This is a genomic window from Pseudomonas sp. JE3303, assembly GCF_056312565.1.
Genome location: NZ_JBWGIF010000010.1, coordinates 106,410 through 125,845, shown reverse-complemented (window position 1 = coordinate 125,845; position 19,436 = coordinate 106,410). Strand labels below are relative to the sequence as shown.

The 19,436-nt window shown below is 65.8% G+C and carries 14 protein-coding genes; 1 reads left to right on the top strand and 13 read right to left on the bottom strand.

Annotated features, from left to right (window positions below; translation table 11 throughout):
- Nucleotides 1-24: 24 nt before the first annotated feature.
- From AC0ZZU_RS15740 to AC0ZZU_RS15690, 11 genes are all read right to left on the bottom strand, one after another.
- Nucleotides 25-864, bottom strand: coding sequence for an SDR family NAD(P)-dependent oxidoreductase (locus tag AC0ZZU_RS15740; RefSeq protein ID WP_476341930.1), 840 nt, complete (start codon nucleotides 862-864; stop codon nucleotides 25-27).
- Nucleotides 865-875: 11 nt separating this feature from the next.
- Nucleotides 876-1,643: an SDR family oxidoreductase gene (locus AC0ZZU_RS15735; RefSeq protein ID WP_476341929.1), complete on the bottom strand. Its 768-nt coding sequence runs from the start codon at nucleotides 1,641-1,643 to the stop codon at nucleotides 876-878.
- A 69-nt stretch (nucleotides 1,644-1,712) separates the two neighbouring features.
- Nucleotides 1,713-2,948 (bottom strand): helix-turn-helix transcriptional regulator, encoded by a 1,236-nt coding sequence (locus tag AC0ZZU_RS15730; RefSeq protein WP_476341928.1) that lies wholly within the window; start codon nucleotides 2,946-2,948, stop codon nucleotides 1,713-1,715.
- Nucleotides 2,949-3,098: 150 nt separating this feature from the next.
- Entirely contained in the window at nucleotides 3,099-5,522 is a 2,424-nt protein-coding gene (locus AC0ZZU_RS15725) for an efflux RND transporter permease subunit (RefSeq protein ID WP_476341927.1), read from the bottom strand.
- A 10-nt stretch (nucleotides 5,523-5,532) separates the two neighbouring features.
- Complete coding sequence (locus tag AC0ZZU_RS15720; RefSeq protein ID WP_476341925.1) at nucleotides 5,533-6,504, bottom strand: WD40/YVTN/BNR-like repeat-containing protein; 972 nt, start codon at nucleotides 6,502-6,504, stop codon at nucleotides 5,533-5,535.
- A 184-nt stretch (nucleotides 6,505-6,688) separates the two neighbouring features.
- The gene (locus AC0ZZU_RS15715; RefSeq protein WP_476341924.1) at nucleotides 6,689-7,630 is read right to left on the bottom strand and encodes a bifunctional OB-fold nucleic acid binding domain-containing protein/MaoC family dehydratase; all 942 of its coding nucleotides are present in this window, start codon (nucleotides 7,628-7,630) and stop codon (nucleotides 6,689-6,691) included.
- Between the two features lie 5 nt (nucleotides 7,631-7,635).
- Entirely contained in the window at nucleotides 7,636-8,847 is a 1,212-nt protein-coding gene (locus tag AC0ZZU_RS15710) for a thiolase family protein (protein WP_476341922.1), read from the bottom strand.
- 10 nt (nucleotides 8,848-8,857) lie between these two features.
- On the bottom strand, nucleotides 8,858-10,525 hold the full coding sequence (locus AC0ZZU_RS15705) for a DUF1302 domain-containing protein (RefSeq protein WP_476341920.1): 1,668 nt from the start codon (nucleotides 10,523-10,525) through the stop codon (nucleotides 8,858-8,860).
- A 68-nt stretch (nucleotides 10,526-10,593) separates the two neighbouring features.
- Nucleotides 10,594-11,682 carry an MBL fold metallo-hydrolase gene (locus AC0ZZU_RS15700; RefSeq protein WP_476341918.1) on the bottom strand — a complete coding sequence of 363 codons (1,089 nt, stop codon included), beginning with the start codon at nucleotides 11,680-11,682 and terminating at the stop codon, nucleotides 10,594-10,596.
- Entirely contained in the window at nucleotides 11,675-13,531 is a 1,857-nt protein-coding gene (locus AC0ZZU_RS15695; protein ID WP_476341916.1) for a long-chain-acyl-CoA synthetase, read from the bottom strand. The genes AC0ZZU_RS15700 and AC0ZZU_RS15695 overlap by 8 nt, the downstream gene beginning before the upstream one ends.
- On the bottom strand, nucleotides 13,528-14,610 hold the full coding sequence (locus AC0ZZU_RS15690; protein ID WP_476341914.1) for an alkene reductase: 1,083 nt from the start codon (nucleotides 14,608-14,610) through the stop codon (nucleotides 13,528-13,530). Before AC0ZZU_RS15690 ends, AC0ZZU_RS15695 begins: the two co-directional genes overlap by 4 nt.
- Before the next feature lie 245 nt (nucleotides 14,611-14,855).
- Here AC0ZZU_RS15690 and AC0ZZU_RS15685 point away from each other — a divergent pair, with 245 nt between their 5' ends.
- Nucleotides 14,856-16,196: a spinster family MFS transporter gene (locus AC0ZZU_RS15685; protein ID WP_476341912.1), complete on the top strand. Its 1,341-nt coding sequence runs from the start codon at nucleotides 14,856-14,858 to the stop codon at nucleotides 16,194-16,196.
- Between the two features lie 78 nt (nucleotides 16,197-16,274).
- On the opposite strand, the gene AC0ZZU_RS15680 is transcribed toward AC0ZZU_RS15685, so the two are convergent.
- Together AC0ZZU_RS15680 and AC0ZZU_RS15675 are read right to left on the bottom strand one after the other, a co-directional pair.
- A complete protein-coding gene (locus AC0ZZU_RS15680; protein WP_476341910.1) occupies nucleotides 16,275-17,657 on the bottom strand; it encodes a DUF1329 domain-containing protein in 1,383 nt (460 codons plus the stop codon).
- An 80-nt stretch (nucleotides 17,658-17,737) separates the two neighbouring features.
- Nucleotides 17,738-19,426: a class I adenylate-forming enzyme family protein gene (locus AC0ZZU_RS15675; RefSeq protein WP_476341908.1), complete on the bottom strand. Its 1,689-nt coding sequence runs from the start codon at nucleotides 19,424-19,426 to the stop codon at nucleotides 17,738-17,740.
- Nucleotides 19,427-19,436 lie beyond the last annotated feature (10 nt).

The following is a 19,436-nucleotide window of genomic DNA, read 5'->3' as shown; positions in this document are numbered from 1 at the left end:
CGACAGGTCGCGGGGGATTGCGCGCTACCCTTCCCGCCAGTCCGCCACGATCTTGTGCTCCAGCGCAAACGCCTGGGCAGTAAGGGTCCGCCGCTGATACCGCGGCGCCTCGGGCGAAGTGGCCAACCACAGCATGACTGCGGCCGGTACCTGGGGCGGTGCGATCCCGGCACGCAGTGCAATCACGCCCTGGTCGCCAATGGTCGCCTTCAGCGCCTCGGTGCTGACCACCCCGGGGTTGAGGGTGTAGGCACGAATGCCCTGCTCTCCCAGTTCCACTGCCAACACTCCGGAGAGGCGCGACACCGCCGCCTTGCCGGCCCCATACGCGTACCCCCAGCCGCCCTTGTCGGCCGCCACCGGAGGATCGCTCTCACCGGCGCCGGAGGTGACGTTGATCACCACCCCTCCACCCTGCCCGATCATCTGTTCGACCACCGCGCGGGTCAGCAGGAACGGGGTCAGCACATAGCCCTGAAATACCCGTTCGAGGGTCTGCGGCTGCAGCGCAAGGAACCCGCTGTTGAGATCCTGCCCCTGGTAGATCGCGTTGTTGACCAGCACATCGATGCGGCCGAACTCGGCGATGACCTTGCCACAGGCATCCAGCGCCGAGGCACTGTCCAGCAGGTCCATGGGAACGACCAATACCCGGCGGTCCAGCTCACGGATCGCCTCGGCCGTGCTGTTCAGGCTGCCCGCCAGTGGCTCGCCTGCCGCATCGCGCAGGGCATGCCGGTGCTGCTCGCCTTCCTCGACGGTGCGGGCACTGATCGCCACGTCGAAGCCCGCGCGCGCAAATGCCAGCGCCGTCTCACGGCCAATGCCACGGCTGGCGCCGGTAATGAATGCCACTTTGTTCATGGGATTTCCTTCTAGAAGCGTTGCGGGCGGACCATGGCGTCCATGCCGCCATCGATGAACACCACGCTGCCGTGGATGAACGCCGCCTGTGCCGACTGGAGGAACCCGACCAGGGCGGCGATTTCCTCTGGATGCCCGGAGCGGCCAAGCGGCGCGACGAACTCGCGCACCGCCTTGCCGAACCGCGCGTCGTCCAGGGAAGCCTGGTGCAGGGGCGTCTGCACCGCGCCCGGCGCCACCACGTTGAGGCGGATGCCTTGAGCTGCCCAGGCCTTGGACACGCGGCGTGCGTGCTGGGTGATGGCATATTTCGAGCAGGCGTAGGCGACATGGGGCTGAGCCAGCGCTTCGGCCAGTGCGCAAGCGCCGGCTTCGTCATTGGCCAGCAATGCCTCGGTCATCGGCTGCTGCTCGGCGCCAGGCTGGGTCGCGGCGACCGAGCCAATCACCAGCGCGGCCGGTTGACTGCCTTTGCCCAGGGCGTCCGCCAGACCTTCGAGCAGAGCGCTGACACCGAAGTAGTTGACCGACAGAATCAGGCCGCTCGAGGGCGCAGTGACGCCGATGCCGGCGCAGCACACCAGGCCATCGAGAACGCCTTCGCAGCGGTCGAGCACCGCCGCGACCGCTGCGGCGCGGCCCTCGGCCGTGGACAGGTCGGCAATGACGTCGGCATCAGACCGGTCGATGCCGATCACCTGGTGTCCTGCCTCGCGCAGGCGCTTGCTGACTGCAGCGCCGATACCCGAGGCGCTGCCGCTGATCGCTGTAACTGGCATGGGAAATCTCCATCAATGGGGAGGAGCAGTATCCACAGCCCCGGTCAACCCGGGCATCGTCCGGACAGACTACGCCTGCCGGCGTGCCGCGAGGGTCAGGGGAGGCACCTGTACGGTGGGCTTGGCGCCTACCTTGAGTGGCACCTGGGGCTTGCCCAGGGCCACCACGCTGTTGAGCAGGATGCGTACCAGCTCGGTCTGGCGGCGCACACCCGTCTTGGAGAAGATCGAGCGCAAATGCGCCCGCGCGGTATTGCGGCGGATATTGAGCAACTGCGCGGCGTCTTCGAGCGACAGGCCGTTGGCCAGCTCCATGGCCAGGGCCGTCTCGGCCTTGGTCAGGTTGAACAGCTGCTTGGTCACCACCTCGCTGGCCAGCGACTTGCTCGCCGCATCACGGATGTACACAAGCGCGGCGGGCTTGCCCTTTTCGTCCGCCCAGTCCATCGACGGTATCGGCTCGACGACCAGGCCAAGGTTGACCTGTCCGGACGGACGGGTCACCGACATCGCCTCGGCGGTTTTCAGCGTGTCCTGGGAGAAGGCGCCACGAATCAGCCGCTGCAGCTCACGATTGTCGCTCGGGTAGGTGGCTTCAAGCCGGCCGCCGACCAGCTTCAGGCCATCGCCCGTGGAGAGGATCCCCTGCGCCACGGGGTTGATGCGTAGCACGCTGCCGCTCTCGTCGAGCACCAGGGTGGCGACCGAGAGGCGGCTGATCGCCTGGGCGTAGAGCTCGCTGAGCGACTCGCTGCGGTCCAGCAGGTTGTGGATGTTCAGGGCGCGCCGAAGGTGTGGCAGGAACATCGCGCACAGCGCCCGGTCGTTGCTCGAGAAGCCCGGCGACGATTTTGGCCGGGTGATGCGAAAACGCAGCTTGCCGCCATCAGGCGTGGAGATATCGGCGCCCATCACGTGATAGACACCCTGCGGCCCGCAGTACATCTTGAAGTAGGCGCTGTGCTCCCACTGGGTCGAGGTCATGATGTCGTCGACGGTGAAGACCTGGTCCAGGGGCTGGTTGGCGAATGGGGTGTTGGTCTGCGGGTAGGCCATGTAGATGACTTCGCCCTCACCCTCGATGTCGCCGGCAACGATCATCACCCCCATGTCCGGCTGGTCGGGCACCCGCAGGATCAACGTCACGTAGTTGGCGCGGAAGGCTTCGCGCAGGTTCGCCAGTGTCCGCGCCATCGGCTTGGGGTCCAGCGCGCCGTCGTAGATATCGCCAACCAGACGGTCGTAGCCCGCGAGGTCCAGGCCCTGTTCGGCCAGCGCAGCGTGGTTCAGTACGCAATTTTCCACAGTCGTCTCCTTGCTCGGGTGAGGCCCTTGGGGCCTCCCTTATTGTTTTTATTGTTCCGGCTGGGGCCCAAGCCCCTTGGCACTGCAACGCTGGCCAGTCTCCAATCGACGCCTCACCGGCACAAGAGGCTGGAGATGTTTAATTTTGTTTCAATGTACATCCCGCGCGGCGGGGTTGGTCCGCAGGTTGTATTGACCTTGGGCGGCGGGCGGCGGTAGCGGCCGGGCAGGTACCAGCCGACGCCCTCGGTTGAACCAGGCGGCCAGGGCCGGTAGCAGGAAAATCGCGCCCAGCACATTGACCAGGAACATGAACGACAGCAGCAACCCCATGTCCGCCTGGAACTTGAGCGGTGCGAAGGCCCAGGTGACCACACCGATGGACATGGTCAAGGCCGTGAACACCGCCGCCGTGCCCCGCTGGCACATGGCCTGGTAGAACGCTTCGCGCAGGTCGGCGCCGTCCTCCATCTCGTGCTGGATACGCTCGTACAGGTAGATGCCGTAATCGACCCCGACGCCCACGCCAAGCGCCATCACCGGCAAGGTGGCGACCTTTAGGCCGATGCCCAGCAGCGCCATCAGCGCGTTGCACAGGATGGCCACGATCGCGAGCGGCACCAGGATGCACAGTACGGCGCGGATCGAGCGGAAGGTCACCCAGCAGAACAGCGCCACCGAGCCGAACAAGGCCGCAAGCATGAACACCTCGGCGTGCTTGACCGCTTCGTTGGATGCCGCCATCACCCCGACGTTGCCGCCGGCCAGGTAGAAGGTCAGCTCAGGAGCCCCGACTTGCTCGATGATCCGCTGCGCCTCGCCCAGGACATGGCTGACGGTGGCGCCTTCATGATCGGTGAGAAACACCAGGATCTGCATCTGCTGGCAGCCCTCGGTGACCAGGCCGTCATCCGGCATGTAGGCGCGCGCGCCTTGGCTCAGGCCGCGCGCGGAACCCGGGATGGCCGCCCAGCGCGGGTTGCCTTCGTTGTTTCCGGCGATCACCCGCTTGCCCATGCCGGCCACGCTCTGCACCGACTGCACGCCGCTGACCGCGCGCATGCGGAAATCGAAGGCCTCGACCGAACGCATCACCGCAGGCGACAGGCAGCCCTCCTCGATCCCGTTGACCTCGACGAACACCGAGAGCACGTCCAAGCCGATGGAATAGCTGCTCACGATCTTCTGGTTATCCAGGTTGTAGCGCGAGTCGGCACGCAGCTCCGGCGCCCCCAGGCCGATATCCCCCACGGCCAGGTCGCGGGACTTGTAGGCCCCGGCGGCCAGGAGCAGCAGGCTGATCGCGAACACACTCAAGGCCGGTCCAGGCTCGGCCAGTGCCGACAGCCGCCACCACACGCGATGACGGGCGCCGTCGCGGCGCTGGCCTCGCTTCAGCACCGCGGGTTCCAGTCGAAGATACGCAATGATCACCGGCAACATGAGTTTGTTGGTGGCGATCATCAGCATCACGCCGATGCAGGCCGTGACGCCGAGCTCGTGGACAATAGGGATGTCGATCATCATGATCACGGCGAAGCCGAGGGCGTTCATCAGCAACGCCAGGGAGCCCGGGATGAAGATCTTGCAGAACGCCGCATGCGCGGCCTGCACCGAATCGCGCCCCGCCAGCACCTCCTGCTTCCAGGCATTGGTCATCTGCACCGCATGGGACACGCCGATGGAGAAGATCAGAAACGGCACCAGGATCGACATCGGGTCGATGCCAAGGCCCAGCAGGGGCAACAGGCCAAGCAGCCACACCACTGGCAGCAAGGCGACCACCAGCGCCACCAGGGTCAGGCGCCAGGAGCGCGAGTACAGCCACAACAGCAGGCCGGTGATCAGAAAGGCGATGACGAAAAAGCCGATCACCGTGGTCAGCCCTTCGACCACATCGCCCACCAGCTTGGCGAAGCCGACGATATTGATCTCGATCTGCTCGTTGCCGTAGCGCGCACGGATATCCTCCAGGCGCTGGGCGACCTCGGCATAGTTCACCGGCTGGCCGGTCCTGGGGTCCAGGTCCTGCAGGTCGGCACGCACCATGGCCGATCTGAGGTCATTGGCCACCAGCGCGCCCACCTGGCCGGAAGCCGCGGCATTGCTGCGCACCTGGGCCAGGTCGCGGGCCGATCCGTCGAAGCGCGGCGGCACCACCACGTCGCCAAAGAACCCTTCTTCGGTGATCTCGATGTAGCGCACGTTGGCGGTGAACAACGACGTCACGCTGGCACGGTTGACGCCGGAGATGAAGAACACCTCATCGCTGACCTTGCGCAGCGTTTCCAGGAACTGGGCATTGTAGATATCGCCCTCGCCTTTCCACTGCACGCTGACCAGGAACCGATTGGCGCCGGTGAAGTACTGGCTGAAACGCAGGAAGTTGACCATGAATTCATGACGCACCGGGATCTGCTTGCTGAAGCCGGGATCCAGGCGGGTATGCGTGGCGCTGTAGGCGAGGCCCAGCGTGATCAGCACAAACAGCAGCAGCAGCGCCTTGCGCCATGCCATCAGACAGTCGGCGATGCATTCGACGCTGCGCGTCACCCGGCTTTTAGCTTGATTCATTGCCCGCCTCTCACTTGCTCAGGGCGGCAACGTTGCCACCCGAATCCTGGAATACGCCTCGTTCGCCACCGAGCAGCAGCCGCGAGCCAAGCATGATCACCGAGGTCAGCGTGCCGGCACCGGGCAGGCGGCTGACGCTTACCAGTTCGCCCTGGCCGTTCAGCCGCAACAGCGACCCGCCAGCCCCGACGATCAGCAGGCCACCCTGATCGGGCACGACCGCGTGCCCGTAGAGAGGTTGCTTGTTGCCCACCTCGAGCTGGCGCCAACTGTCCCCGAAATCACGGCTGACAAAGACATGGCCGCGCATGCCATAGCTCACCCAGAGGCCGGCATCGAGCCGGACCACCCCAAACAGCGAGCCCTGGTAAAAGGCCGGCAGCGTCTGCCAGTGCTGGCCACCGTCATGGCTGCGCAGCACCAGGCCCTGCTCCCCAACCAGCATCCGCTGGCCGTCCGTGCCCCCGTCCATGCCGTTGAGGTGCGCACTGTCCACTTCCAGCTCCAGGCTGCGCCAGGACAGGCCTGCATCATCGGACTGGTAGAACTTGCCGAAGCTGCCGTAGGCCAGGACTCGCTCCCCGCCTGCCGACCACGCGCCCAGCAGCGGTTCCCCGAGACTGGCGTCATGGCGGACTTCCTGCCAACGGCCGCCCGCATCGTCCGAGCGCAGGATCCACCCGTCGTGCCCCACGGCCAGCAGGCGCTGGTTGCCCAGATCGATCAGCGCCGTCAGGGCAGCGTCCCGTTGAGGTTCCACAGAGGCGGAGCGCCAGCTCACCCCCTGATCGTCGCTGAGCAGAATGCTGCCCCGCTCACCCACCGCCACCACCCGGCTGCCCTGCTTGAGCAAGGCGTTGACCTGCACCCGGTCAGGGCGAAGTGGCTCGTCGCCGGGCTGGGGGACAGCGCGAGGGGAAAAGGCGAAGGCAATGGTCACAGCCACCACCAGGCAGACCGCGTAACCCATCAGAGAGCGCATAGGCACGGCTCCGTGTCATGACGCAGGTAGACAACGACATTCATGGGGCCAATCCTCTTGTTATTTTCGGGGCCTGGACCCGATAGTCACGTTCAGACGCCTAGGACACATCGTCCAAATGGGTTATGGGGTTTCGCCGCGATGCGCCGCACCGGCGGCGCTCGATCTCCCGCCCCTGCGCCGATCACCCCTGGTAGAGAATCACCAGATCATTGATCACCGAAGGTCTCTCCTGCCCCACCACATGCGTATGCAACTCCAGAACCACCTGGGTCCCCCGCCCCTGCACCTGGACCGACTTCACCCGTGCCCGCGCATGAATCCGCGCGCCCGCAGGCACCGGCGCCGGAAACCGCAGCCGGTCCGAGCCGTAGTTGATCTGAGTGGTAAACCCGGTGATCTCGAACCCCAACTCAAGCTTCATGCGCGATTGCAGCACCTGCACCAGCGCCCCATGGGCGATGGTCCCGCCGAAAGGACTCTGCAACCGAGCCTTCTGCGGATCGGTGTGAATCCAGTAGTCATCCCCACTGAGCTCCGCGAACGCGTCGATCAGCGCCTGGTCCACCAGCACACTGTTGCTCCACTCGCTGAAGTGCTCACTGACCAGCGCCTGCAGCCCCTCAAGGTCATCCAGGGCCACCTGCCGCACTGCCGTTTGCACGGCGCTCGGCACGGGGGCCGTGGTGCGCTGGGCCTCCAGGGTCAACGGATCCTTGTCCACACCGGTAAAGCGCAACAGGCGCGTGCCTTGCTCATCCACCTGCGCGAACACCGGCCGCAGATGCATCCCTACATGAATTTCTTCCTCCGCCAGCCCTACCAGGTTGGTGTTGATCCGCACCCCTTCATCCAGCTCGACCACCGCCAGCATCTGTGGCATCTCGTCGGCAAAGTCAGGCAGGGTGGCGATACGCGTCACCGTGTAGCTGTACAACGTCGCGGCCCCACGCACTTCGCGCCAGCTCAAGTCGTGGGCCAGGCAGCTCGGACAATGCCGGCGCGGATAGAAGATCCAGCCCTCGCAGGCATTGCATTGCTGGATCAGCAGCTTCCGGGCCTTCAGGCCTTCCCAGTACGGCGCGGAAATCTCGGTGGCCAGTGGCATTGGTTTGTTGTTCGACATGGTGATCAGGCTCCCTGGAGAATCAATGCGCCCTGCTCGCTCATCACGCCACCGGTACCGGAGACGTAGACGTTGTCGCAGCGCGCCAGCTGGCGTTCACCGGCAGTACCGGCAATCTGGGTCACCGCTTCGATGACCTGCGACATGCCACCGGCGGAACCGGCCTGGCCGAAGCTGAGCTGCCCACCGTGGGTGTTCATGGGGAAATCACCGCGCCAGGTCAGGTCGTGCTCGCGCACGAAGGCCATGCCTTCGCCCTTGCCACAGAAGCCGGCGTCTTCGAGGGTCAGCAAGGCGGTAATGGTGTAGCAGTCGTAGATCTGCGCCGCGTGCATGTCGGCAGGACTCAGGCCGGCCATGCCGAAGGCGCGGCGCGAGGCCGGTCCTATCGGGGTGTCCAGCATGTTCTTGGCGTAGGACGGCGACTTGAACGCAAGGTGCTCGCCAAACCCTGTGATGAATGCCGGGCGTTTGCGAGTGCGCGCCGCCACCTCGCGGGAGGTCACGATCAGCGCTGCACCGCCAGCCACCGGCATGACGATCTCCAGCACATGCAGCGGGTCAGCCACACGCTTGCTGGCCAGCACCTGTTCGATGCTGAGCGGCTGGCCGAAGAACATCGCCTGGTCGTTGGCCTGGGCGTTGCTGCGCTGGTCCACGGCAATCTTGGCCATGGCCCTGGGGTCGTAGCCATACTGCGCGGCATAACGCTGGGCGATCATCGCGTAGCCAGTGTTCTGGCCCATGTGCCCATAAGGCAGATCGAACTCGGCCTCCGGCGCGCCATAGGCAGTACTGTGCCCCCCGAAGCGCATGGCGCGCGCCATCCAGCTCGGGTCTTCGTCCGGCCCCAGCGGCGCCATGCGCGCCGGCAGCACGCAGAGCACCGCCTGGCACAGGCCCAGCTCGATCGCGGCCGCCGCGCGCCAGACCATGCCCACCGAGGTGCAGCCCCCGAGGTCGACCACCTCGGCGAAGTTGAGGGTCAGCCCCAGGTACTCGGCCGCCATGGCCGGCACGAACACCGAGGCCTCGTGGAACTGCGGGCCATTGATCACCAGGCCATCGATGTCCGTTGCCTTGAGGCCTGCATCGCGCAATGCCTGGGCGGCCAGGTCGGCCACCTGTTCCAGGTGAAACATGCGCGGCGCCGTGGCGTATTTTTCAGGCTTGTACTGAGCACAGCCGACGATCGCGGCCTGTCCTTTGAGTCCCATGGTGCCTCCTTCAGAAGGTGTATTTCATCGAGAATGTGGCGTAGTCGCGGTCAGCCATCGGCCGCTTCAGCGGGTCAGGCGAGCCCAGGTAGCCAACCACCGCGAACGCCACTTCCAGGTTGCTCAGGTACTTGAACGTGGTACCGACGCTGTAGCGGCGGTCGCCCTGCACGCCGGCGATGCTGCCGGCCATGGGTGACGCCCCGCTGAACACGCTGGAGAAGCGCAGCGGCACCTCCAGATCCCAGCCCGGGAAAATTCCCGGATAACTGAACGAGGCCCCCAGGGTGTAGGCGCTGGAACTCCTGCTGCGCCAGGCTGAACCGGTGTCGTAGGTGTAGTCATCGGAATCTCCCACCAGCGGGGCAAGGGAAGGCAGCAGGTTCACGCCCTGCAGGTTTCCGGCCGCCGAGGCCGAGTCGGCGCTGTCCACGCGCACGTGGACCACTTCGGCGGTCAGCGTGGTCTGGCTGGCCCAGGGTCGATCGCCCAGGATGCGCATGGCCGAGAGCTGCATCTGCTGGCCCTTGCCCCGGGCCGGCACCGGCCCCAGTCCTGTGTTGACCATGACCGGTGCGCCATCGCGGTACGACCATTCGGCGCCGATCTGGGTGTCGCCCAGCTTGGTCGACAGACTCAGGCCGGTCAGCTTGATGTCCTCGAAGTACTGCACGCGGTAGCCGTTGGTGGCGAACGCGAACTGGCCATTGCCCAACGGCACGGGGTTGTAGCCCACCAGTGCGGTGGCCGGGTTCTTGTCGTGGTAATTGACATGGAACAGCGCCAGCTCGATGGCCGGTACCGGCCGATAGCGCAGCTGCACGCCCCATTGCCCACTGTCGCGCGGCTCGTCGGTGCCCTGGTACGGGACGATCCCGGTGGCGGTGCGGATGAACTCGCGGCCCGGGCCTATCACGTCGCTGCCGGACAGGTAGCTACCCACCGGCGGCAGCTCGGTGCCCTTCCATTCATACTGCACATAGGCGCCAAAGGTGATCTGCGGATTGAGCCGGTAGGAGGCGGAGAACTGCCCCACCGGCAGCAGGATCTCCTTGACTTCGACCCCAGGCTGGGCAGCCTTGACCGCATCGGAGGGGTTCTGCACGCCATTGACGCCAGGGTAGTAAAGGCTCTCGCCCCAGGACTCGATATGCCGCCCGGCCTTGACGTCGAGCATGGTGTCGTTGTCGAAGCGCCAGCCACCGAAGACATAGGCGTCCAGCAAGCGGGTACGGCCACCGCTGTAGTAGCGGGTGCGGCTGGTGAATTCGTCGTTGCGCCCGTCCTTGTTCACGGTCGCGGGTGAATCGTTGTCGTTGTCCTGGTGGTAGACATCGTCGTAGAAGGTGCTGGCGCGCACTACTGCCCCGTAGTTGTCCTTGCGCAGGATCATCTCGCCCAGCGCGCCGATGCGGTTGGTGGTCAGGCTGCCCTCGTTGAAGTTGCGGTTGGCGTCATCGGCGTTGGGCGTCATCAGCCGGTCGCTGGGCTTGCCCAGCCGCACCCCCATCCCGTAGCTGGTGGTCACCGACCAGTCGAGGGTCGCGCCGTTGTCGAACTCGATGGTTTCACCCGCCCATGCGGGCACTGCCGCGAGCGCGACAGCAACGGCAAGCCCAGCGGCCTGGAACCCGTGGCCGCCCATGCCAGTACAATTATTGTTGTTCTTGTCGTTCACACGGACTCTCCTGATAGGCAACCGCCAGGTTGCCTGGACTGTTCACCACGGCCGTTGCCCGGGTGCGCTCAGAACACTGCTTGCGGATCGGGAGCCGAGGCCCCCGTCGGAGCCTGCCGGTACCACAGCAGTCCCCCGCGTTCCTCGCGCACCAGGGCGCCTTCGGCCATGAGGTAGTTGGCATGCGCCAAGGTCTCGCCCAGGGCCATCAGCTCATCGAAGCTGCCTGACGCCCTGGGAAACAGCAGCGCCATCAGGTCGAGCGCATTGCGCGGCTCGACACAGTGGGCCAGCATCCGCGCCAGGTGACCCTGGTGATGGGCCTGCAACTGATCCAGGCGCTGATGCAGATTGAAGAAAGGCCGCTCATGGGCCGGCAGGACCAGCACGGTGTCGGGCACCGCGCGCAACTGCTCGATCGACGTCAGCCAGTCCTGCAGCGGGTTGGCCTCGGGTTCGGTGGGCTGGACGCCCACGGTGGAGGTGATCCGCGGCAGTACCTGGTCGCCGGAAATCAGCAGGCCATCGCCTGCGGCGTAGAGGCAGGCATGTTCAGGCGAATGGCCGCTGCCCACCTGCACCGTCCAGTTGCGCCCACCGATGCGCAGCCGGCTGCCCTGGCGCAGGCGCCGGAAACCGGTGCACGGCAGAGGGCGAAAGTGCGTGTTCTGGATCGCGGCGTGCAGCGCATCGATGCGCTCCTGGTCGAACCCCGCCTTGCGGTAGAAGTCCACGAACGCCCAGGACGCTTCCCCATCGGGCGCGCGCACGTGAAGCCACTGGAACTCGCCAGCGGTCATGTACAACGCGCAGCGAAAACGCTCGGTGAGCCAGGCCGCAAGCCCCGCGTGATCGCTGTGGAAGTGGGTGCAGATCACCGCGAGCACGGGCTCTCCTGCACACGCCTCGGTCAGTACATGGGTCCAGGTGGCGCGCGTTTCGGCAGTGTTCATGCCGGTGTCGACCACCACCCATCCCGCCTCGTGGCGCAGCAGGTACAGGTTGATGTGATCAAGGCGGAACGGCAGGGGCATGCGCAGCCACCACACGCCACTGGCGACTTCCAGCACCTGGCCACCGGCCGGCGGCTGCGGCCAGGGGTAGCGCAGGCCGTCGCGCAGCTCGCCCTCGGCACGGCGGGCATCGAGGTCAGTCATGGCGGGCACTCTCGCAGGGCTGCAAGCCCGCGCGCTGCAGCGCCTCCAGCGAATACGGCAGGTAGGTGCGGGCCTGCTCGTCGCGTACGAACAGCGGGTCCTGGCAGCTGACGGGGCAATAGCCCTGGCGTTGCAGGTCGACCTTGCGCAACTTGAACGTGCTGGTCAGGTCGGCAGCGGCGCTGACCCGCACGAACACCGGCGCCGCATAGCGCGGAAGGCAACGTTCGCTGAGGGCGAACAGTGCCTGCGGGTCGAAGGCCACGCCTGCCTGCATCAGCACCGCGGCCATGCCGGCACGGCCTTCATGGCCAGGCACCTGTACCCCGTAGATGTTGATCAGCTCGAGCCCCGGCAAGTCACCCAGGGCAGCCGCGACCTCCTGGGTCGAGACGTTCTCGCTTTTCCAGCGGAAGGTGTCGCCGATGCGGTCGACGAAGTAGCAGTAGCCCTCGGCGTCCTGGCGCAGCAGATCACCTGAACTCCAGTAGGCATCCCCCGCACTCAGGACATTGCGGCGGATCTTGCTCTCGCTGGCCTCGGCGGAGGTATAGCCTTCGAAGCGCCCGCCGCCGATGTCCGGATGATCGATGATCAAGCCCATCGCTTCACCGACCTCGCCGACCTCGCAGAGCTGGTAGAACCCCTGCGCGTCGCGTGGGTGACAGTCGTTCTCGACGTCGTAGCGCACCAGGCGCAGGTTGGTGCGGCTCCAGTCCGGCACCCGGCCACAGGCGCCTGGGTAGTTGTCGACGTTGATCAGGTTGGTGTTGGCCTCGGTGGCGCCCCAGCCCTCGAAAATCTGCACCGGACCGAAGCGTTCGGTCCAGCGCTGCCAGGTCTCGGGGGTCAGCCCAGCGCCCAGCATGCAGCGCAAGCCGTGGTCACGCTCTCCTGGGACCACCGGCTGATTGAGCAGGTACCGGCAGATTTCACCGATGTACTGGAAGACGCTGACCCGGTGCAGGCGAACGTCTTCCCAGAACGCCCGCACGCTGAACTTGCGACGTACCACGATGCTGGCACCGGCGCTCAGCGCGGTGGACGTGACGGACGTGGCAGCAGCGCCGTGGTACAGCGGCAGGCAGCAATAGAACACGTCCTCGCAGGTGGCGGGCAGGGTCACCTGCATCACGTCGCCTGACGACATCCAGCGCATATGGCTGTAGCGGGCGGCCTTTGGCAGCCCGGTGGTGCCGGAGGTGAAGATGAGCAGGGTCGTGTCCTGGGCCTGGACCGCCGCGCGCATGTCTCGCGGGAAGGCGCTGGCAGGCGCACTTTCCAGGCGCGCGGCGAAGTGCCCGTCGACGCCGCCCGGCAGCGCGCCCGGCCAGGGATTCTGCGGATCAGGCAGCAACCAGAACGCCAGTTGCGGCAGCGGTGAGGTGGCCTGCAGGTTGGCCAGGCATTCCTCGCCGACCACCACGCACTTGGCGGCGATTGTCTGCAAGGCGTGCAGCAGTGCTTTGCCGCTGACCTGGGTGTTGATGAACGCGACCACCACTCCGAGCTTCACCAGGCCGAACCAGGTGCAGAAGAATTCGGGGCGATTCTCCACCAGCAAAGCGCAGACATCGCCCGCGCGCAGGCCGTTGGCATAGAAGGTGTGGGCCATCTGATTGGCCCTGGCGTCCACCTGGGCGTAGCTCAGCCGCTCGTTGCCGTAGATCAGGAAAGGCCTGTCGGCATGCAGGCGCGCCTGCGCTTCAAGGCGGTCGGCCAAGGTGCAGCAGTCGCGGGGCTTGATCTTCGCACTGGCGGCCGCGCGGCGATCGAGCAGCGCCTGGGTGTGCTCACGCGCGACCGGAACACCGGCGAGCGCGGCCTGGGCTGGCTGGGCCGCGTTCATGGCGTCACCTCCAGGGTGCCCTGGTATGCGGGGTAGTCCGAATAGCCCCGGGCCCCGGGGGTATAGAGCGTATGCCGGTCGAAACCGGCCAGGGGCAGGCCCTCGCGAAGACGCTCGACCAGATCCGGGTTGGCGATGAAGTGCCGGGCGAACGACACGGCATCGCCCGCCCCCGCTGCCAGCGCGGCCGCGGCCGACTCACCATCGAAGCCGTCATTGAGGATCAGCCCTGCCGCGCCGTGCCCGCGCACCAACGCGAAGGCATCGAGCCCCGGGACAGGCGAACGCATGATGTGCAGGTAGGCCAGGCCCAAGGGCGAAACCGCGGCGCACAGGGCGGCGGCCGTCGCGGCAGGGTCCGCGTCCTCGATATCGTTGTAGCTGTTGCCCGGGCATTGGCGGTAGCCAACGCGGCGAGCGCCGATCGCGCCCGCCATCGACTCGAGCACCTGCTGGGCGAAGCGCACACGGTTCTGTGCGCTGCCGCCGTAGTGGTCCTCGCGCAGGTTGCTGCCCGAGGCCATGAACTGCATGGGCAGGTAGCCGCTTGTGCAGTGCAGCTCGACGCCGTCGAAGCCCGCTTCTCGCGCGTTGACCGCAGCCTGGCGATACTCCTCGACCACCGCTTCGATACCTGCCAGCGTCAGGGCCTGCGGCTCGTCTGCATCCACCATGCCGGCCGTATCGGTGAACAGCCGGGTGCGCGCGCGCCGTGCCGAAGGGGCCACGGTGTGCGCGCCCTTTGGCTTGTTGTGATGACTGGCGGCGCGGCCGACGTGCATCAGTTGCAGGACAATGCGACCGCCCTCCCCGTGCACGGCCTGGGTGACCCGGCGCCAGGCGCTGATCTGCTGCGCGCTGTAGATTGCCGGGGTGCGGCAATAACCCATCCCTGCGGCGGACGGCGCAGTACCCTCGGCAACGATCAGCCCGGCACTGGCGCGCTGACGGTAATACTCGACCATCTCCGCGCTGGGCACACCGTCGCCGCCAGCGCGACTGCGGGTCATCGGCGCCATGACGATACGGTTGGCGAGTTGCAGGTCGCCCAGGGCCAATGGCTCGAACAAGATGCTCATTTCAGCTCCTTCACTTCTTGGGATTTCCCGGACATGCCAGAATCCAGCCGCTCGGCGACAAGGGAAGCCGTGCTACCGGTGATGAGCAGATGATTGATGCCAGACGTTGCCGAAACATCGTCCGTCGAGACTAGGTTTCGCAGCCCCTTGTCCCGCGCTGCGCAATTGGTCTGAACGGACGATGAAAATTGGCCGGAGCGGGCAGACGATCACGCACACCAAAACAAGACCGGGAGCAACCCGCAGTGAACACTTCCAACCCAGTAACCTGGCGAACGCACTACGCGCTGTTCGTGCTCGCCGCCATCTACGTCTTCAACTACATCGACCGCCAGCTGATGGCGATCCTGATCGAGCCGGTAAAGCTCGAATTCGGCATTTCCGACACCGGTATCGGGCTGCTTTCGGGGGTCACCTTCGCAGTGTTCTACACCGTGTTCGGCTTCCCGCTCGGGCGGTTGTCCGACCGCATAGGCCGCAAGCCGGTGATCGCCCTGAGCTGTATCGCCTGGAGCGTGATGACCATGATGTGCGGGCTGGCCGGCAGCTTCCTGATGCTGGTGCTGGCGCGCATTGGCGTGGCGGTGGGGGAAGCCGGGGGCACGGCCCCGTCGGTGGCCATGGTGTCGGAGCTGTATCCGGCGCGGCGACGCTCCACTGCGCTGGCGGTGCTGATGCTCGGCTCGAGCCTGGGCGCCATCGTCGGTCTCGGTCTCGGTGGCTGGATTGCCCAGCACCATGGCTGGCGGCTCGCGTTCCTGTTGATCGGCGCGCCGGGCATCTTTCTCGGGCTGCTCCTGCTGTTCACCGTGCGCACCGCCAAGCCAGCGGCCCTGCCCACGCACCCGGACGGCACCGAGGTCCGCGAAGGCTGGTTGCAGACACTGCTGGAGCTGCTGAAGACGCCCTCGTTCCTGTGGCTGGTGCTCACGGGTGGCACGGCTGCGATCGCTGGCTACGCCATCGGCACCTGGAGCCCGAGCTTTCTGATCCGGTCCCATGGGCTGAATGTGCAGCAAGCCGGTTTTCTGGTCGGCGTGGTCGGCGGCACCGGCGCGACGCTGGGTACCTTGGTGTGCGGCATCGTTACCGACCGCATGGCCCGGCGCGATGCAGGCTGGCAGATCGGGGTGCCGCTGCTGGGCACGCTGATCAGTATTCCGTTTGCCCTGGCCTATTTCCTCTGGCCAGCAGGCCCGGTGCTGCAGATAAGCGGCATCGCGGTGCCCCAGGCCTTCGTCTTCTACAGCATGTTCGCCTTCTTTGGCGTGTGGTGGGCAACGCCCTGCCTGGGCGCGATCACCCACTTGTTCCCGGCCACCCGACTTGCCCAGGCCACAGCGATCTTCGTCATGGCAATGACCTTGCTCGGGGTGGGTATCGGGCCGCTGCTGATCGGGCTGCTGAGTGACCTGTTCTTGCCGACCCTGGGTGCCGAATCGCTACGCTATGCGCTGGCGGCGTCGGTCTCGATGCTGGTGCTGGCGGCAATCTTCCTGGGCCTGGCATTGCCGGGGTATCGGCGTCAGCTGGCACAGCCGGTGGGGGTGGCAGTAGTGGCTGCGCGGGCGGCAACGGTGGCCTAGGCCAAGACCCAGCGGTTGCTGACAAGCCCCATACGAAAACGCCCGGCCAATTGGCCGGGCGTTTTGCTTACAACACCATCAACGCCCGATCGCCCTCGCTGCATCCGAGGTGTACATGTCCGGGGTGAACTTGGCTTCGTTGAGGATCGGCCCCTTCTTCGCTTCGTTGGTCATCCCGTAGCCGGTGTACTGCCCGGAGTTGAGGTCCATGAAGAACTGCGAACCGGCCTGCCAGGCACTCATGTCAGGGTGGTAGTAGTAGTTGATCAGCGCATGCTTCCACAACTGCCCACGACTGTCGTAGTTGTCGGCCATCACCGCGTTCCAGGTGTCTTCATCGACAAACAGCACGCGCTTGCCATACACATGGCGGAACCCTTCCTTCAACTGGGCCTCGACCACCCAGACCCGACGCAGCTCGAACCGCAGGAACTCCGGGTTGGGATGGTTGGGGGTCAACAGTTCGGCATACTTGATCCCCGCCCCGTTGGCCTTGAACGCATTGGCCGGGCTGTAGATTTCACGCTTGCCGATCAGCTTCCAGGTGTAGCGCTCTGGCCCGCCATTGAACAGCCGGTCTTCGTCGACGATCATCGTGCCGTTGGTGCCGATCATGGGCTGGTCGTAACCGTAGCCTGGCAACTGCCGCACACGCCGGGTAGACGGGCTGTAGTTCCAGGCCTGGCGCGCTTCGGTGGCGAAGTTGTAGGGCTCATGGGCAATGCTGATCACGCCGTTGTCACGGGCCGGCTTGAGCGTGGTGTTGTAGCTCATCGCCTGGATCTTGTCCTCGGTCCTGGGCTCCTTGGTCGGCGAGTTGGCCTGCGACAGGTTGCGCGCATGGGCACGTCCCCAGCCGATACTGCCGTTAGGCAGCACGGATGCCAGGTCACTGATCTTCTCCTCGGTGTAGGCGCGCGCTGGCAACTGGTGGTTCCACAGCACCTCCATGCCGTTTTTGGGGATCGGGAACGGGACTTGTCCAAGGCCTTCGATGCCCAGGCCGTCGTTGACCAGCTTGGCGTTGAGGGCGTTGTACTTGACCCGCTCGCAGACGTAATCCGGGTAGCGGAAATCGCGATGCCCAGGATAGATATTCATCTTGTAGGTGCTGGGGTATTTCTTGAGCAGGGCCTTCTGGCCCTCGGTCAGGTGGGCCTCGTACTGCGCCATGTTCTGCGCCGTGATCACCGCGATGGGCTTCTCGGCCGCGTAGGGGTCCACCGGCTGGTCGCCGGAAAACTTCACATGCTTCCAACCCGGCACCTCGCCCAGATACTTGCCGGTGTAGGGAGGAATGGTGCCTGCGGCGTTACCCGCCTGCTCGGCACCGACACAGGTCAGTTCCTTGCCCAGCTTTTCCGCCTCCTGCGGCGACACCTGGGCCGCTGCGCTGCTGATCAGTCCGGTATTGGCCACTAACGTGGCTGCGAGCACGACACCTGTTGTTGTTATTTTCATGTATTGCCTCCTTCGCTGAAAAAGCTTTCAAGTGAGCCTCATTCTTCGGGTTCTGGCAGGGCATTCATCGTCTGGAAAGACTAAGAATCCATGGCATCGACAACTTTTCGCAGCTCGGCCTTGAGCACTTTGCCGGTGGCGTTGCGTGGCAGCGCCCGGGTCTGCATGAACACCCGGGCCGGGACCTTGTAGCCCGCCAGCCGCCGAGCGATGAAATCGCGGATCGACGCTTCGTCGAGCCCGGGCTGCGCGCGTACCGCCAAGGCCACCGCCTCGCCCAGTTGCACGTCGGGGATGGCAAATGCCGCGGCTTCTTCCACGCCGGGCATCTCGCAGACGCACGCCTCGACCTCGGCCGCCGACACCTTTTCACCACCCCGGTTGATCAAGTCCTTGACCCGGCCGCTGATGTACAAGAAGCCTTCGTCGTCGACATAGCCGGTGTCTCCGGTATCGAGCCAGCCATCACACAACGTCTCGGCGCTTTCTTCAGGCAGGTTCCAGTACCCTGCCATCAGGGTGGGCGAGCGCAGCCAGATCACGCCGGGTTGCCCCGCAGGCAGCGGGCGCCCTGGGTGATCGCCGATGCGCAGGTCAACGATCGGCAAGGGCCAGCCGCAACTGCCAGGCTTGTAGACAAACAGGTCGCCGCCAATGGCTGCGCCGATCCCGTTGCTCTCCGTCAGGCCGTAGCCGCTGCCGCCGATGGCGTCCGGCTTGCGTTCGATCATGCCGGCAAGCAGCGTGCTTGAAGATGCGCCACCGCCCAGGCCCAGCCCGAACAGACTGATGGTGTCGGCCCCGCCAAAGCGCGTCGAGGCAAGCAGCTGCTGCATCATGACCGGCGCACCATTGAACTGGGTGCAGCGCTCGTCGCGTATCAGGTCCAGCGCGCGCTCGACCTCCCATTTGTACATCAGTACCAGGCGCCGGCCCGCGCGCAGGGCCAGCAGGAACTGCGCATGCAAGCCGCTGACGTGGAACAGCGGCACTGCCATCAATGTCGTGGGAGGCAGGCCGCTGTTGATCACCGGGCCGATGCGCTCGGGAGAACTCAGCGCGCAGAACGCGCCCTGGAACTCCAGCGCGGTCAGCGCCTGGCAGATCGCCCGGTGGCTGGACACCACGCCCTTGGCCCGCCGGGTGGTGCCCGAGGTGTAGAGGATCAGCGCCGCGCTGTCGGGGTCTGGCTGCAGCGCCGGCACGGGCAGCCACTCGGCGGCCAGGAGGTACTCGTAGCGGTGGCAGTAGGCTGGCAGCGACTGCCGAGGGGCGGCCCCGACGACGATCGTGGGAAGCCCCAGGGTGTCCAGGTCCGTCACCAGCACCTGCCTGCGGGTGTCATCGCATACCAGCAGGCGCGCGCCGCTGTCTTCCAGGCCGTGGACCAGCTCGTCCCGAAGCCCCCAGCTGTTGAGGGGCACGCACACCGCGCCGCACCGCTGCACGGCCGCGAACGCGACCAGCCAGGCCGGCTGGTTACGCAAGGCGATGGCCACGCGCTCGCCGGGCTTCAGGCCGAGCGTGTGGGCCAGTTGCCCCGCCAGGCGGTCGACCTGTTCGAAGTAGTCGGCGAAGGTCAGGCGTTGGTCCTGCCAGACCAGAAATTCCCGATCTCCATGCACGCGCCCTGCTTCAAGGACACTGAGCAGGTCAGGGGCGGTGTGACGGAAATGGCGCGGCCCGCCCTCGGCGGGCGCCACCACTTCGAAGGGCGAGCCCGGCGCGATCAACTGCGCCCAGGCACTGTGCCAACGTTGCTCGGTCATGCTGTTCTCC